This window comes from Sorangium sp. So ce119, assembly GCF_051524405.1.
GTDB lineage: Bacteria > Myxococcota_A > Polyangia > Polyangiales > Polyangiaceae > Sorangium > Sorangium cellulosum_G.
The window spans coordinates 8,483,709-8,497,822 of the sequence record NZ_CP150310.1; the positions used below are offsets into that span (position 1 = coordinate 8,483,709).

Annotated in this window: 14 protein-coding genes; 1 reads left to right on the plus strand and 13 read right to left on the minus strand. The window is 70.2% G+C overall.

The window, feature by feature from the left end:
- The first annotated feature begins 172 nt into the window (after positions 1-172).
- Positions 173-1,294: a hypothetical protein gene (locus WME76_RS32040; protein ID WP_437956038.1), complete on the plus strand. Its 1,122-nt coding sequence runs from the start codon at positions 173-175 to the stop codon at positions 1,292-1,294.
- A 10-nt stretch (positions 1,295-1,304) separates the two neighbouring features.
- Here WME76_RS32040 and WME76_RS32045 read toward each other — a convergent pair whose 3' ends face one another.
- From WME76_RS32045 to WME76_RS32105, 13 genes are all read right to left on the minus strand, one after another.
- Positions 1,305-1,880, minus strand: a complete 576-nt coding sequence (locus WME76_RS32045) for a TetR/AcrR family transcriptional regulator (protein WP_437956039.1) — start codon at positions 1,878-1,880, stop codon at positions 1,305-1,307.
- 10 nt (positions 1,881-1,890) lie between these two features.
- Positions 1,891-2,505 carry a sugar O-acetyltransferase gene (locus WME76_RS32050; RefSeq protein ID WP_437956040.1) on the minus strand — a complete coding sequence of 205 codons (615 nt, stop codon included), beginning with the start codon at positions 2,503-2,505 and terminating at the stop codon, positions 1,891-1,893.
- Positions 2,506-2,930: 425 nt separating this feature from the next.
- Positions 2,931-3,986, minus strand: a complete 1,056-nt coding sequence (locus WME76_RS32055; RefSeq protein ID WP_437956041.1) for a glycosyltransferase family 4 protein — start codon at positions 3,984-3,986, stop codon at positions 2,931-2,933.
- Positions 3,977-4,849 carry a PIG-L deacetylase family protein gene (locus WME76_RS32060; RefSeq protein WP_437956042.1) on the minus strand — a complete coding sequence of 291 codons (873 nt, stop codon included), beginning with the start codon at positions 4,847-4,849 and terminating at the stop codon, positions 3,977-3,979. Before WME76_RS32060 ends, WME76_RS32055 begins: the two co-directional genes overlap by 10 nt.
- Before the next feature lie 323 nt (positions 4,850-5,172).
- A complete protein-coding gene (locus tag WME76_RS32065) occupies positions 5,173-5,595 on the minus strand; it encodes an aspartyl protease family protein (RefSeq protein ID WP_437956043.1) in 423 nt (140 codons plus the stop codon).
- Positions 5,592-5,807, minus strand: coding sequence for a hypothetical protein (locus WME76_RS32070; RefSeq protein ID WP_437956044.1), 216 nt, complete (start codon positions 5,805-5,807; stop codon positions 5,592-5,594). Before WME76_RS32070 ends, WME76_RS32065 begins: the two co-directional genes overlap by 4 nt.
- 154 nt (positions 5,808-5,961) lie before the next feature.
- Positions 5,962-6,846, minus strand: a complete 885-nt coding sequence (locus WME76_RS32075) for a glycosyl hydrolase (protein WP_437956045.1) — start codon at positions 6,844-6,846, stop codon at positions 5,962-5,964.
- On the minus strand, positions 6,843-7,682 hold the full coding sequence (locus WME76_RS32080; RefSeq protein WP_437956046.1) for a TIGR04290 family methyltransferase: 840 nt from the start codon (positions 7,680-7,682) through the stop codon (positions 6,843-6,845). Before WME76_RS32080 ends, WME76_RS32075 begins: the two co-directional genes overlap by 4 nt.
- A gap of 11 nt (positions 7,683-7,693) precedes the next feature.
- Positions 7,694-8,422, minus strand: coding sequence for a sugar phosphate nucleotidyltransferase (locus tag WME76_RS32085; protein WP_437956047.1), 729 nt, complete (start codon positions 8,420-8,422; stop codon positions 7,694-7,696).
- A 16-nt stretch (positions 8,423-8,438) separates the two neighbouring features.
- A complete protein-coding gene (locus tag WME76_RS32090) occupies positions 8,439-9,518 on the minus strand; it encodes a CgeB family protein (RefSeq protein ID WP_437956048.1) in 1,080 nt (359 codons plus the stop codon).
- Between the two features lie 17 nt (positions 9,519-9,535).
- A complete protein-coding gene (locus tag WME76_RS32095) occupies positions 9,536-10,495 on the minus strand; it encodes a DUF4202 family protein (RefSeq protein WP_437956049.1) in 960 nt (319 codons plus the stop codon).
- A gap of 195 nt (positions 10,496-10,690) precedes the next feature.
- Positions 10,691-12,427: a hypothetical protein gene (locus tag WME76_RS32100; protein WP_437956050.1), complete on the minus strand. Its 1,737-nt coding sequence runs from the start codon at positions 12,425-12,427 to the stop codon at positions 10,691-10,693.
- 545 nt (positions 12,428-12,972) lie between these two features.
- Entirely contained in the window at positions 12,973-14,007 is a 1,035-nt protein-coding gene (locus WME76_RS32105) for an SMP-30/gluconolactonase/LRE family protein (protein ID WP_437956051.1), read from the minus strand.
- Positions 14,008-14,114 lie beyond the last annotated feature (107 nt).

The window sequence follows — 14,114 nt, forward strand, 5'->3', positions numbered from 1 at the left end:
GGAAGCGGAGGGGGGCGGCGCGGGTCGAGGACGGGGCAGCGCTCACGCCGGAGCTGTCGCGCGGGAGGCTCGCGCGGCTGGGGATCGAGGAGCCTGTAGCGACTGCCGGCGGAGAGCTTCCTCACGATTTTGGACCTGCAGTCAGGCGCGGGGGAGTGATAGTCTATGGGTCATGACAAGACTTCAGCTCGCGACGCGCCTCTCCGCTGTGCTCGCAGCCGTCTGGCTGCCCGTCATCGCCTGTTCGGGGGGCGGCGACGGCGACAAGTGCAACACCACGGGAAACGGCGAGGGCGGCCAGAGCGCCGGCGGCGCGGGCAGGAGCAGCAGCAGCAGCAGCGGCGATTTCGGCGGCGAGATCGGGCTGACGAGCTCGGGTCCGGGCAGCACGCCGCCGGTCGACGCTGGTCACCAGACGACCTGCGATGACGAGGGCAACTGCACCTGCATCAACATCGCGTCGATCGGCCACGAAGGTGTCTGGGGTCCGTGCAGCAGCGACAGCACCACGGCGCTTCAGAACTGGTTGAACACCCAGAGCACGGCCCAGGTCGACAACTACAACACGGAGAAGCCCACGCTCACGCCGGAGTTCCTCGCCAAGTACGACGTGATACTCCTCCAGTGGATGGTGACGAAGGGCGAACAGAACGACGACGGGGCGCCCTGGCAGTTCACGGCGGACGAGGTGAACGCGCTCAAGGACTGGGTCAATAACGGCGGTGGTCTCATCGCGCTGAGCGGTTATCAGTGCAACGGACAGGGATGTACCATCCACGACGTCACGGCGACCAACCAGCTCCTCTCGTTCACGGACATCCAGTTCAACACCGACGGCCTGCTGGATCCCGCGCGGCTCGGCTGCCCGAACTGCAACTGCTGGGGCGGCCCGGTGCCGCTCGGCGGCCCCCTCCCCGGGAGCGTGGGCACCTGGAACCAGGACACGCCGATCGGCAAGGACATCCAGAGCGTGGGCGCGTACGTCGCGCGCTCGATCAAGTCGACGAACGCGACCGTCGACTGCACCGACGGCACGAACAATTTCGCGGTGCACGAGGAGGTCGGCAAGGGCCGCGTCGTCGCGTATGGCGACGAGTGGGTGACCTATTCGGGCCAGTGGCTCGGGACGGCGTCGTGCATCGACCCCCGGATGTACATGGACCCGAACAGCCCCTGCTATGAGAGATCGGCGGCGCAGGTCTTTCAGATCTCGCAGTTCTGGTACAATGCGGTGAAGTACGCGGCGTCGTCGGTCGAGTGTTTCACGATCGAGGATCCGGCCATCATCAAGTGATGCCGGGCGCTCAGCGGGTGAAGCGGCGGATGGCGTGCCGGATCTGCTCGGCGGTCATCGGATCCGTGGAGAGCGCGCTGTGGAGCACGAGGCCCTCGACGAGCGCGTCGAGCTCCCGCGCTGTCACCGGGTCGAAGTGGAGCTCCAGCGCTCGCCTGCTCCGCAGCATCCAGGCCTGGGTGACGGCCCGCAGCGCGGGCCTCCGGGCGGCAGCGACGTAGAGCTCGACGCTGAGCACGAGGTCGCGCGAAGAGCCGAGCAGGTCCGAGGCGAGGTGCTCGACAAGGCAATCGACGGCGGCCTCGCGGTCGCGCGCGGCGCGCATCCGCTCCTCGAAGCGGGCGGCCACGGTCTCCGCGTGCCTCGTGAACGCCGCGGCGAGGAGCTCGTCGATGGAGGCGAAGTGGTACGTGGTCGAGCCGAGCGGCACGTCGGCGGCCCGCGCGATGGAGCGGTGGGAGGCGCCGGCGACCCCCTGCTCGGCGACCACGTCGAGCGCCGTCGCGACCAGCCGTTCCCTGCGCCCCGGGTCGTGGCGGCGCGCCCGCCGCGCCGGCGCGACGGGCTTCGCCTTCCTCGCGCTCATCGCGCCTCCGTCACCCGGGCGCGTCGCCCGGCGCCGGCGCGGCCACGGCGTCGTCGATCGAGCGGATCGCGCGGGCGGGGTTGCCGACGGCGACCACGTTGGCCGGCAGGTCGCGCGTGACGACGGAGCCGGCCCCCACGACGGTGTTGTCCCCGATCGTCACCCCCGGCAGCACGATGGCGCCGCCGCCGAGCCACACGTTGTTGCCGATCTTGATCGGCTTCGCGGCCTCCCACTTCTGTCGCCGGGGCTCCGGCTCCACCGGGTGGGTCGGCGTGAGGAGCTGCACGTTCGGCCCGATCTGCACGTCGTCGCCGATGGTGATCGGCGCGACGTCGAGCGCGACGAGCCCGAAGTTCGCGAAGCAGCGCGCCCCGATGGTGATGTGCGCGCCGTAGTCCACGTAGAACGGCGGGCGGATCTCCGTCCCTTCGCCGATCGAGCCGAGGAGCTGCTCGAGCAGGCGACGGCGCAGCGGGCGCTGCCGTACCGAGGTCGCGTTGTAGGCCGCCATGAGGTCGAGCGCAGCGGCGCTCCGCTCGGCGATCTCGGGGTCGTCCGCGATGTACGGATCCCCGGCGAGCATCCGCTCGCGCATGGACCGGGAGTCGTCAGGGCTCGTCATATGGACGAGTGTACGCATCATCGGAACGGGTGTCCACATCGGCAGGCGGAAAGATGCGCCGCGGCCTCGCGCCACCGAAGAGCCCGCCGTCGCCATGACGAGCGCAGCGGTCGGCCATGCCGCCGAGCAGGATCATCTTCTGCCAGTGTCTCGGCTTCGACGGGAGACGGCAGCAGGAAGCCCTTGGCGTCTCGTTGTGGATGAGAAGGAGAGAGAGAAAGAGAGAGAGAGAGAGCGAGAACTCTCAATCTCTCTTCTCATCCTCTGTGCCCTCTGTGCCTCTGTGGTTCAAATTTCTCTTCATCATCGGCTCGCCCACACCGCCACGCCCGCAAGCGCTGCTCCCACGGCGCGAGCCCGGGTGGTCACACCGCGCCATCGCACCCCGGGACATCGATGCGCCCCGGCGCTCCCGGTGCACCCGCTCACCCCTCGCGCAGGACCCGCCGGTACGTCTCGATATACGCCGCCGCCGTCCTCGCCGCCGAGAAGCGCTCCTCGGCGGCGCGGCGGCACTGCGCTGGATCGAGCTCGCCCACCCGCGCGATCGCCTCGGCCATCCCGGCCGCGCCGTCCACCAGGAACCCCGTCCGGCCGTGCTCCACGATCTCCGGGAGCGCGCCGGCGCCGCGCAGCGCGATCACCGGCGTGCCCGAGGCGAGCGCCTCCATGGCGACGAGCGAGCTGGTCTCCTGGACCAGGCTGGGGACGAGCAGGCACCGGGCCGCCGCGAGCAGGCGGCGCTTCCGGACCAGGCCGATCGGACCGAGGAAGCGCCGCGCCGGCCCCGCGCCGGCCAGCATCGGCAAGAGCACCTCCCGCAGATACCGCGTGTGCTCCTCGTAACCGAACGCCTGCCCGGCGATGAGCAGCGGCGCCCCGGCGCGGACCGAGGCCTCGACCGCCACGTGATACCCCTTCTCCGGGCAGATCCGGCCGAGGGCGAGCGCGAAGCCGCGCTTGTGCCGCCGTGGCCGGTAATGCTCCAGCCGGACGCCGTTCGGGACCTCGGGCAACAGCCGCGCCCCCGGCGGACAGGCGCGCCGCTGCGTCGCGGAGACGCAATGGAGGAACGTCCTCGGGCGCTCGAGCCGGAAGACCGCCGGCGAATAGAAGCTCGGCGGCAAATGGAGCGTGGCGAGCACGGGCACGCCGGGCTCGGGCAGGTAACGATCGAAATCGACGCCGTGCAGGTGGACGAGATCGATCGGATACCGATCCAGCGCCCGCGCGATGGCGCTGCGGTGATGGCGCCAGGCCTGCTCCCTGGCCGCCTCGTCGAGCACCGCGCCCGGCGGAGGCGCCGGCGTCGGGACCAGCGTGCCCGCGCACGTCGAGCCCTCCGGCGCGACAACGATCGACAGGTGGCCGGCGCGCGAGAGCGCCTCGTCGAGCATCGAGAGCACCTGCTCGGCGCCGCCGACAGCGTCCGACCCCACGGGCGCGAGCGGATAGCTGACGTGCAGGACCGTCAGAGACATCGCTCTCGCCCGAGGCCGAGCAGCGTGAGCGTCTTGACCGCGAGCTTCCGCCAGCGCGCACCGTCGATCGGAAAGCCGAGGCGCTCGTAATGGAGCGTCCCCTCGTGCGGCGGCCGCCGGAAATCGTACGTGGGCGCCGGCCGGAACCGCTCGACCTCCGCGCCGAACGGGGCGAGCGTCTCCTGCTGGCTGGAGAAGCAGTCCAGCATGGCGCGCTTGCGCGAGGCCTCCTCGTCGGAGAGCCGGAGGGCGATCTCGGGGACACCGGGATACGGGATGAACTCGCCGGTGACGAGGTGCCCCCGCGCGGCGTGGTACGAGGCCGCCTCGAAGAGGAGCGGCGCGCTGACGCCGTTCCAGAGGGCGAGCACCGCGGCCGAATGGACGGCGAGCGCCGCCGCGTCGTGATCGGGGTGGCCGCCCTCGTACGGGTGGGTGATCACCACCTCGGGCCGCGTCCGGGCGAACAGGTCGAGGAGCTTGCGGGCGAGGCTCGGGGCCTCCTCGATGGCCTCCTGGTCGACCGCGCCGAGGCACCTCAGCCTGGACGCGCGCACGTGGGCCACGGCGAGCGCGCGCGTCACCTCCTCGCGCCGGAGCGCGGTGTAGCGCTCGCGCCCGATGTCGGCGAGCTCCGCCGGCATGAAGCGGCTGTCGCGGGGCGCCCCGTCGGTCACGTGGACCACCTCGATCGGATCGAGCCGCCCGATCCGCGCGCCGAGCCCGATGGTCTCGTCGTCCGGATGCGCCAGCACGACGAGGCAGCGCGGCGCCCGCCCCGACGAGAGCCACGTGAACGGCGGCCACGCGAGCTCCGGCCCGTTGCGGCCCTGGCGGCGGAGCACGGCGAAGTTCACGGCCACGCCTCCCCGGCTCCCGTGAGCCTGCCGCGCGCGTCGGACCGCCGGTCCGGCTCGGCCGCGATGCCGCGGTGTTCCTCGGCCATCTCTCGCTTCGGAGTGCTCGCGACGTGGGACATGAGCCACCTGGAGTGCGTAACGTCAGGTCATCCGGAAGCAGCGCTCAGCGATCTCCAGCCTACCAAAAGGCGACGCAGCGCGCCAGATGTGCGCATGAAGCGCGGACAGACGATCCAGGCGCGCCCGGATGGCGGCGTAAGGACAGCCCGCAGGTGGCGTAGAAGCGCGCCGAGGAGCCGGCCGTGCGCGCGTCGCGGAAGCGCGGGTCAGGGGCGTTGCGCGCGTCGGATCTCGAAAACGCCACGACACCGGAAGAAACACACGTCGAACTCCAGGAAGAAATTGATCTGGCCCAGGATCACGGGCACGGTGTCAACGTCGACCCAGGCAAAAGCCAGGCGTACCGGCGCAATGCGCCCGACCACCGCCGAGACCACGATCGCTCGGGCCTGGGCAATAGCGAGATTCCCACTGAGTTGCATCGACGTGGTCTGCTGACTCCAGTCGAACCCCAACGCCACGCCAACGGCGTGAGGCAGGACGTTCACCGCAGCTCCGGTATCGAGCAGGCCTGATACCGCCGCGCTCTGGGACGCCACCAGCGTGAGCGGGAGCATCGGGGCCAGGCTGGCGGCCCCCAGATCGGGCGTACGCGCGGTGAACGGGAACTGCTCGGCCGGCACGCTCACTTGCCCGGACCGCGGTCCGCGCTCAGGGCCTGGAGCAGGGTGTCGGCCGCTGCAAACGCCTGGTCCGGGGACCAGACAGGGTAGGATTGGCCACCTACAAGGCCCACGTCGTCCTCGACCTCCGCCAGCTCCTGCGCCAGAAGTTGAATCAGCCGGAGCTTGTCCACCCGAGACAAAGACTGGACATCCGGCAGAATCTCGGCCAATGACATGACGACTCTACCTCTCTGATCGCCCCAGGACGGCGGCCTCTGACAGACAAGCTTACCTGGTAGCACAACTACCGCCGCGCTGCAATCTGGTCTGGACGGCCGGGTACGCCTGTGCTTGCGGCTCTGTCGCGACAAGGGCGGTCAACGCGTCGCTCTACGCATACCGCCTCGTCATCCGGGCGCAGAACTCCGCGAACTCCTCGATGCGCTGCGGGGGGCTCGTGTGGTGCGGCCGGACGCCGGCGTGCTCCGGGGTGAAACAGTAGGTCAGCGTCACGTCGAACGGCTCGAGCGCCTTCATCTGCCGGTCGAACCAGGCCTCCGCGCCAGGGCGGAAGCTGTCGGCCCAGCTCAGGCCGGTGCGGAGATGGCGCACCCCGAGCTTCTTCAGCCACCCCACCGCGTCGTCGAGCCGGTGATCCTCGAAGTGGAACCACTGGCACAGACCGAAATCGGGCGTGCACTCCGGGAAGAGCCGCAGCGCGCGCTTCGGCGTCCCGTCCTCGCGCAGTAACCCCATGTAGAAGTGCCGGTAATAGGACGACCCCTCCGCCTCGCGATGCCGCGTCGTCGCCGGCCACGCGCGCGGCAGATCGTACAGGCTGTACCAGTGGACCCGATCGACCTTGCCGCGCAACAGCTCGGCGCTCCGCTTCAGGCCGAACTCCTGCACCTCCTCGGCGCCGAACGTGGAGACGCCGATCTCGGTGATCCAGATCGGCCTGTCCGTCACCGCGCGGATCTCGTCGAGCTTGCTCGGCCACTCGTGGATCTGCCAGTGGTTCCAGTCGAGAGGGAAGCCGTGCACCGCGACCACCTCGACGTGGTCGAGCACGCCCTGGCGGCCCATGTTGGCCATGAACGCAGGATCGATCGGCGAGATGCCGCCCAGCACCCGCGGCAACCCGGGACGCTCGCTCCGGATCGCGTCCGCGGCGAGCTTCACCATCGACCCGAACGTCGTCCACTCGGGATCGATCTCGAAATCCCAGTGCGACTTGTTGTTGGGCTCGTTCCAGAGCATCACCGCTTCGATCATCCCTGCTCTCCCTTCGTCGTGGCGCCTCGCCGGGCCGGGTACGCCGCGCCAGGCACGCCGTCAGCCCTCTCGCGGCGGCGACAGAGGTAGACCTCGGGCTCGGGGTGGTTCACGATGTCGAAGCCCGCGCTCCGCAGCATCGCCTCCGCGCAAGCGCGGTTGGGCACCCACCAGTTGGTCGGGTCGTGCGAGTAGCTGTGCTCCACGAAGTGCAGCCGAGGATAGCCCGCGTCGTCGAACATCCGCTTCTCGGAGAACGGATAGTCCTCCTGGAGCGGCATCACCTCGGCGCTGCCGCGCTGCATGCTCTGGAAGACCAGCGTGTGCCCGACAACGTGCTCGTGCAGCAGATCGAGCGCCAGCAGCGGGTGGCGGAGGTGGTACAGGACGCCCATGAAGAGCACGATGTCGAAGCGCTCCCCGAGGCTGCCGACGTCGTACACGGAGAGGTTCTGGAACTCGATGTCCGCCCCGGAGACCTCCGCCGCGAAGCGCGCCTGCGCCAGGTAGTCCTCGTCGCTGTCGATCCCGAGGACCCGCGCCGCGCCGCGCCGCTTCATCTCGAGCGAGTAGAAGCCCGCGTTGCAGCCGATGTCGAGGACCGTCTTGCCCGTGAGGTCCGCCGGGATGGCGTGGGCGAAGCTCTTCCACTTGAACGCGGGGTAATCGCCCAGGAAATGGTCCGGCGCCGTCTTCACGCCGCCGAGATCGATGTTGTGGAACCACTGGCCGAGCCCGCGCACGCGCTCCTGGATCTGCTCGCGGGTCCACTTCGCCGCGTCATCGACGTCATCGACGTTCCGCACGTTCCGCACGTTCTGCACGCTCCGCTCCATCGCTCCTCCGTTCACACGACGACGCCGCTGAGGAGCTGCATGGCCTCTCGGTAGCCGTGCAGCGTCCCGACGTCGACATACGCCTCGCCAGCCCGCACCGCCCGCGCGCTGCCGCCGCGCGCGAGGTACTCGTTCACCAGCGTCCCGATGTACGGGTCCTGCTGCCCGCGCTCGCACCAGAGGTCGTGGAGCTCCCGCATCACCGCCCCCGTCAGCTTGAAGGCGCCCCAGACCCACCGCGACAGCGCGTCCCGCTGCTTGACCTGGATCTCGAGCACCCTGCCCCGCTCGTCGGTGACGACAGCGTCGAAGAACTCGGGGTGCTCGACAGGAAAGAGCAGGAACGACAGGCCCCCGCCGTCGAGCGCGCGCAGGCCGTGCTCCGGGAACCAGACCGTGTCCGGGAGCCCCACGAGGACCTCCTCCTCCGGCTGGATCCAGGGCAGCGACCGGAAGATGGCGTCGCAGAGCCCGGCGGCGACCGGCTGCACCACATAACAGATGTGCGCCGGCCCCACGTTCGCGCCGTAGTACTCGACGATATCCGACTTGCCGGGCGAGATCACCATGCAGATCTTGTCCGCACCGGCGAGGATCATCCGGTCGATGAGGTACTCGCTGACCGCGCGTGGCCGCTCCACGTCACCGTCCTTGCGCGTACCGACCGGGAGCAGCTCCTTCGAGAACGCGAGCGGCTGGATCCTGCTCCCCAGGCCCGCCGCTGGAATCACTCCCCACATCGTCCTCTCCCTTCCTTCATCGAGCCGCAACCGAGGCAGCCGACTCGAGGATCGCCACGAGCTCCTCCGCGCGCCGCGCCGCGCTGTGCTCCGCGAGCACCCGCTCCCGCGCCGCGCGCGCGATGGCCGCGACCTCGCCCGCCGGCAGCGAGAGCGCCGCGACCGCCTCGTCCGTCGTCCTCGCGACGAGGATCTCCTCGCCCGGCGTGAAGAACCGATCGAGCCCCTCCCAGCTGTCGCTGAGGATCGGCGTGCCGCACGCGGCCGCCTCGAAGAGGCGCCCGGAAGGGCAGTATCCCATCGCCGCCATCGCGCCCCGGGTGACGTTGAGCGTCAGCGGCGAGGAGCAATAGAACGCCGGGTGATCCGGCGGGGCCACGTGCCGCATGTAATAGATGTTCGGCGCCCACGGGAAATTCTCGGGATAGAGCGAGCCCCCGATGACGAACCGCTTGTCCGGCAGCCTCCTGGCCGCCTCGAGGAACAGCGTGGAGAGCGCCTCCTGCCGGTCGGCGGCGTACGTGCCCAGGTACGAGAGATCCCCGCGGAACTCCTCCCGCGGCACGACCGGGCGGTGCACCTCCGGATCCGCGCTGCCGTACAGCGGGAACACCCGCCGGGCGCCGAGCTTCGCCTGGAGCTGCGCGAGCGCCTCGCCGCCGGTGTAGCTGAGCACGCAGTCGAAATCGACGAGGCCGCGCGGGCCGATGTAGCCGACCGACTGGCCGGCGTCGATCCGGTCCAGCGTCACCGGCGTGTCGAGATCGTAAAAGACCTTGAGCGCGCGCGACTCGAGGACCACCTCGGTCGCGGGGCCGCCGTCGGGGCAATACGAGGTCACCATGGCCGCGTCGGCCTCCGCGACAGCGCGCCGGGCGTCGGGCAGGACGTCCTCGAACGACGCGTAGAGCCGGAGCTCGTTGCCGTGCGAGAGCGAGAACAGATCGCGGTGCGCGGCGTAGTACGGGACGTCGCGCTCGAAGAAGGTGACGCGGTGCCCGGCCCGCCCGAGGGCGGAGATGACGCCGCGCCACAGCGTGGCGTGGCCGTTGCCCCAGGACGAGCTGATCGTCAGACCGAAGATGACGAGCCTCATGACGAGCCGGACCTCCCCTAGGCCTGCGTCTCCGCCGGAGCGGGCGTGACAGTCCTCCTCGGCTCGCCGAGGATCATCGCCTCCACCTCGGGGCGGCAGCGGATCCGCGGCAAGAGCGCCCTCGCCGCCGGGCGGAGGCGGCGGAGCGTGTACGCCACCTTGGCGCGCGTGTGCTCGGGCCCGTAGTAATCGAGGAAGCCGCCGCTGTTCAGCGAGAAGAACGAGAGCGCGTCGGCGTCGTTGAGCAAGGCGAGCTCGGCGTCGTCCCCCGGCCGCTCGTGCGCGCTCACCAGCACGCCCACGCGGTCGAGGACCTCGGGCTGCAGCCCGACGTCGGCGAGCGCGGAGCGCGCGAGGGCCGCGCCGCGCCGCGCGTGCTCGTCCTTGAAGGCCTGGTAATCCGGGGCGCGGTGCTCGATCCGGACGTTCGCCTCGGAGACCAGCCGCTCCACGTCGTGGAAGAGCGCCGCCGCCTGGGCCGCGACGCCGGCGCGCGCGTCGAGGCGGAGCATCCATTGCCAGACGTCGATCGCATGATCGTGGTCGGCGCGGACAAGCGGCCTGTCGAGATCGTAAAGCTCCCGGTGCCGCGCGAGGACCCGGGCGAAGACCGCGCTCGCGGAGGCGAGGTTCCTCCGGCGGATGAAGCGCTGGCAGCGGGTGAGCACCTCGTAGGCCGTCCGGGCGGCGCCCTCCGGATCGAGCCCCTCGATCCGGAGATCGAAGAGGCCGCGGGCGTCGAGCGCGTGCAGGTGGGTGTCGAGCGCCCAGAGATCGATCGCCGAGGAGCGCCACGCGCGCGCGTCGACCGAGGCGCGGGGCTCGTCCCCGGGGGGACAAGGGGCGTCGATCTCCACGCCGGGAAACTCCCTGGAGAGCTCCGCCTTCCCGGAGGGTGACAGCAGCGGTGTCCGGCGGACCGACGGGTCATCGCTGCTCGAACTGGAGCCGGCAACGAGGATCAAGCGCTTGAGCATGAGCGTGCGTTCTCCGGTCAGCTACGGGCGTGGAGCTCCAACCAGCTTCCGCGAGGTAGGCTGCCGCGGACGAACAGGGGTACAGCGCCGTGAACCTATCTCCGCGGCGCTCGACGCACCATCGCGGAAATCCCGTACAGGGGGGTAGGGAAAGAAATGATCAACAGACGTGACGTCCGTAGCGCGCTCGCGGCCCTACCCGAGGTCGACCGACAGCGTCTCGGAGCCCAGGGCCTCGATCGCCGCGCGATAGCGCTGTCGCGCCGCGACGAGGCGCCGCACCTCCCCCTCATCCTGGAGCGATGCCGCGGCCATCGCGGCGTGACCGAGGCGCAGGAGCGCGTAGGCCAGGAGATACGGTGGCAGGCGCCGCTCGGGGTCATCGCCGGAGCGACGCCTGTAGAGATCGAGGAACGCGCGCCGGGCGCCGGGCGCCATCCGCCACTCGATCACGGCCCCGGCGAGATCCCAGGCGATGTCCGTGGGGCCGGGGAGAAAGTGATCGTCGCCGTGCCCGGAAGCGTCCACCTTGAAGAGCTCGCCAGAGGAGGACCTGAGCCACTCGTGGGGATCCATCTTGCCATCGACGAGCACGGGACGCGCGACCTCCAGGAGGAGCTCACCCGGGAGATCTTTCCCCATTTCTATTGAGAAATTGTGTCGAGTCATCGCAATGATCTCCTCGACCGGAGCGCTCGGGAGGGCAAAGGCCGAGGCGCGGAAGGCGCAGTACTCGGCGAGTCGCTCCAGGACGGCGGTGGACAGGTCGTCGGCCTGGAGCGGCCGGCCCGGTATCCAGGGATAGGAGGCAAAGCCCTGGCCCTCGTCGCGCGGCTCCGGCCCGAAGCCGGCCTGGAAGACGCCGTGAGCCCGCTCCATGCACTCGGCCCCGTAACGACCCATGCCCTCGAACTTGAGAATTCGATCGCCTTCACGGGAAAGGCACTTGAAGCGCTCCATGGCCGTCCAGGAGGCCGGCCAGCTCGATTCGTCCTCATAGAGGCGGCGGCGCCACTGCCCTCCACCGATGAACTCGCCTGGGTCGCCCGGGACGTGCGTCCCGTAATTGACGCTCTCGGCGCGGAACGACCGCCAGCGGCGGGCGCCGTCCGGCGCGACGAGCGCATCGGGGTCCGGCGCGCGGGAGCCGAGGAAAACGATGTTCCCGCGGGGAACGCCGGCGCCGGTGAGCGCGTCGCCGGTGGAGAGGAACGAGGAGCCGCTGAAGCCTGGCCCCTCGTCCGCCACCCAGAACTGCGCGCCCTCGGCGATGCCGTCCTCGACCCAGCGGCGCTGCGGGGCGGCAAGCTCGACCCGGCGATCGTAAGGGTGGCCGGCCGGGCGCACGGTGATGCGGTCGGCCGGGATCCCGCGGCGGCGGAGCGCCGCGGCGGTCACCGCGCTCAACGTGGTGCCGATGCTGCGGACGCCGACGACACGGACCGGCGCCGGGGAGGACGCGACCCGCTCGGCGAGCCGGGCGAAGTCGAGCGGATGCAGCGCATAGAACGAGAACCCCTCGGGCGGGGAGGTCGGAACGGTCGCCGGGACATCGATCGCCGTGAGCGCGGTGAGGGACTCCGGCGTGGCCAGACGTCTGGCTGTCCGTGGCCAGACGTCTGGCCGTCCGTGGCCAGACGTCTGGCCGTCCGGGATCGCGAGCGCGCCCGCGTCGCCGACCAGCAGCGCGGCGAGATCGTCGGTGAGCCGGGCCAGGAGCGAGGCGCCCTCCGCGCCGGCGTCGGCGAGGATCGATTCGAGCTCGCCGGCGCGGATCAGGGCGCGGAGCGCGACGGCGCGACGGAGATCGGCGCCGGCGGGGTCGGCGAGCGCCCGGAGGTCGGCGGCGAGCTCGTCGAGGAGCCGCTGGCCCGGGACGTCGCGGCGGCCGCTGCGGAAGACGTACATGCGGTATCCGGAGCTGTCGGTCATGGGTGGTCTGCGCGAGGTTCGGCTCGCATGCGCCGGGCTGCCTCCCATGAGCTCGCCCGAGCCACAAGGAGCCGTGTTCGCAGCGCGGCCCGCGCACCGGCGTGGTGCTCGGTCTCCCGGGCTGCTCGCGCTGCATGGGGCGGGATCGAGGCGATGCCAAGCCGGGATGCGCCGTACCGCCTGGCCTCGACGCCGGTGAGATCCAGGATCGCGACGCTGCAGCGCCATGCGGTGCCACACGTCGATCGGCGCTCTCCTATCGAGGATCTCCGGCCGCGCAGGGGCGACGCGGACGCCGGACGCGCGGCGCTGCGAGAGCGGTGCTGTTCGTCTTATCCTCCCGGCCCGTGGCAGCTCAACCTCGGAGAGTCTCCGCCCCGTCGAGCGATCCTCGTCGGGTGCGCCCTCGGGGACGAGGTGGGGGCCCGCGTCGATCACGAGGCGATCGGTCGGCTGCTCGGGCTGCCGGTGACAAACCTACGAGCAGCCGCTGCCTCCGTGCCTGGAGCAGGCGTTCCGCGGCTACCTGCGCTCCGGTGCAGCGGTCACGGGAGCGGGCCGTAGGAGAGCAGGCCCACCTTCGGGGTCTTCATCGACAGCAGCGTGATGAGCCCGAAGTTGGTGAGGAGGGCGTGCTTCTTCGAGCCCAACGTCGCGAGCGCGACGCTCGCGGGCCCATCGAACAAGCCGCCTTTGGCGAGCACGGTCGCTTTGCCGTCTGTCCCGACCCGGACGAGCGCGTTGCCCCCGTTGCCCGCGACGAGGATGCTCCCATCCGCATCCGCGGTGATGCCGTCGGCGCCCTGGAGCGGCAGGCATGTCGCCGGATCTGACGTGGAGAACTCGACCGCGACATCCGGCGTCCCGTCGGCGTTGATCGGAATCTTGATGAGCGCCGCCTTGTCCGTATTGGCCACGTAGAAGGCGCCGTGCGAAAGCGCGAGGCCGTTGGCGCCAAACGGGATGCCGAGGACCGTCTTGCAGGGGTTCGTCGCAGCGACGTCCCCCTTGAGCAAAGGATCGGTGAGCCAGTTGGTCACCGTCTTGCCATCGGGGCTTATCTTGAAGATCGCGCCCAGGGCCGAGTCCGTGACGAAGAGGTTGCCATCCTCGTCGAAGACGAGCCCATTGGGCAGGTTCATGGCCGCGTCGGTAGCGAAGGCGGTGGTCACCGGACCGCCCGCCGCCGGGATCTTGTAGATGCCGGGCGCGTACTCGGCCGGGTCGAGTGACGCGGCGGCCACGTAGAGATCGCCGGCGGCAGACTGCGTGATGCCGGTCACGAAGCCCGTGTTCGCGGGCGGCGCCGGCACGGTGGCGAAGGCAGACACCTTGTTGTCGGCGAGCGAGACGGCGACGATCTCGCCGGTCAGGGCATAGCCCATATACGCCGTCTCGCTGTCGGCGTTGACCCAGAGCCCCTCGGGGAGCTGGGATTTCGCTGCATCGAGCTCGGCGAGGGACCTGAGCTCCGGTGTCGAGACGCTGCTGCTGCTGCTCGTGGTGTTGTCTTCGCCGCACGCGACGAGAGATGCGCTGAGCCCCAGCGCCGTCAGGAGGATTGATCGGGAGAGTGCCATGGTCGATTTCATGATAATTCCTTTGGTAATATGTCTTTATTGCCAGGGCGGCTGCCGTCCCTCGGTGGGACGTGAAGGACCGTGAAAGGTCGTGCCCGCGCGAACGA

Excerpts from the sequence above, each read along its gene's own strand:
- WME76_RS32055 (WP_437956041.1), bottom strand. The coding sequence starts at position 3,986 with ATGTCTCTGACGGTCCTGCACGTCAGCTATCCGCTCGCGCCCGTGGGG.
- WME76_RS32090 (WP_437956048.1), bottom strand. The coding sequence starts at position 9,518 with ATGAGGCTCGTCATCTTCGGTCTGACGATCAGCTCGTCCTGGGGCAAC.
- WME76_RS32050 (WP_437956040.1), bottom strand. The coding sequence starts at position 2,505 with ATGACGAGCCCTGACGACTCCCGGTCCATGCGCGAGCGGATGCTCGCC.
- WME76_RS32105 (WP_437956051.1), bottom strand. The coding sequence starts at position 14,007 with ATGGCACTCTCCCGATCAATCCTCCTGACGGCGCTGGGGCTCAGCGCA.
- WME76_RS32095 (WP_437956049.1), bottom strand. The coding sequence starts at position 10,495 with ATGCTCAAGCGCTTGATCCTCGTTGCCGGCTCCAGTTCGAGCAGCGAT.
- WME76_RS32085 (WP_437956047.1), bottom strand. The coding sequence starts at position 8,422 with ATGTGGGGAGTGATTCCAGCGGCGGGCCTGGGGAGCAGGATCCAGCCG.
- WME76_RS32040 (WP_437956038.1), top strand. The coding sequence starts at position 173 with ATGACAAGACTTCAGCTCGCGACGCGCCTCTCCGCTGTGCTCGCAGCC.
- WME76_RS32075 (WP_437956045.1), bottom strand. The coding sequence starts at position 6,846 with ATGATCGAAGCGGTGATGCTCTGGAACGAGCCCAACAACAAGTCGCAC.
- WME76_RS32070 (WP_437956044.1), bottom strand. The coding sequence starts at position 5,807 with ATGTCATTGGCCGAGATTCTGCCGGATGTCCAGTCTTTGTCTCGGGTG.
- WME76_RS32100 (WP_437956050.1), bottom strand. The coding sequence starts at position 12,427 with ATGACCGACAGCTCCGGATACCGCATGTACGTCTTCCGCAGCGGCCGC.
- WME76_RS32045 (WP_437956039.1), bottom strand. The coding sequence starts at position 1,880 with ATGAGCGCGAGGAAGGCGAAGCCCGTCGCGCCGGCGCGGCGGGCGCGC.
- WME76_RS32080 (WP_437956046.1), bottom strand. The coding sequence starts at position 7,682 with ATGGAGCGGAGCGTGCAGAACGTGCGGAACGTGCGGAACGTCGATGAC.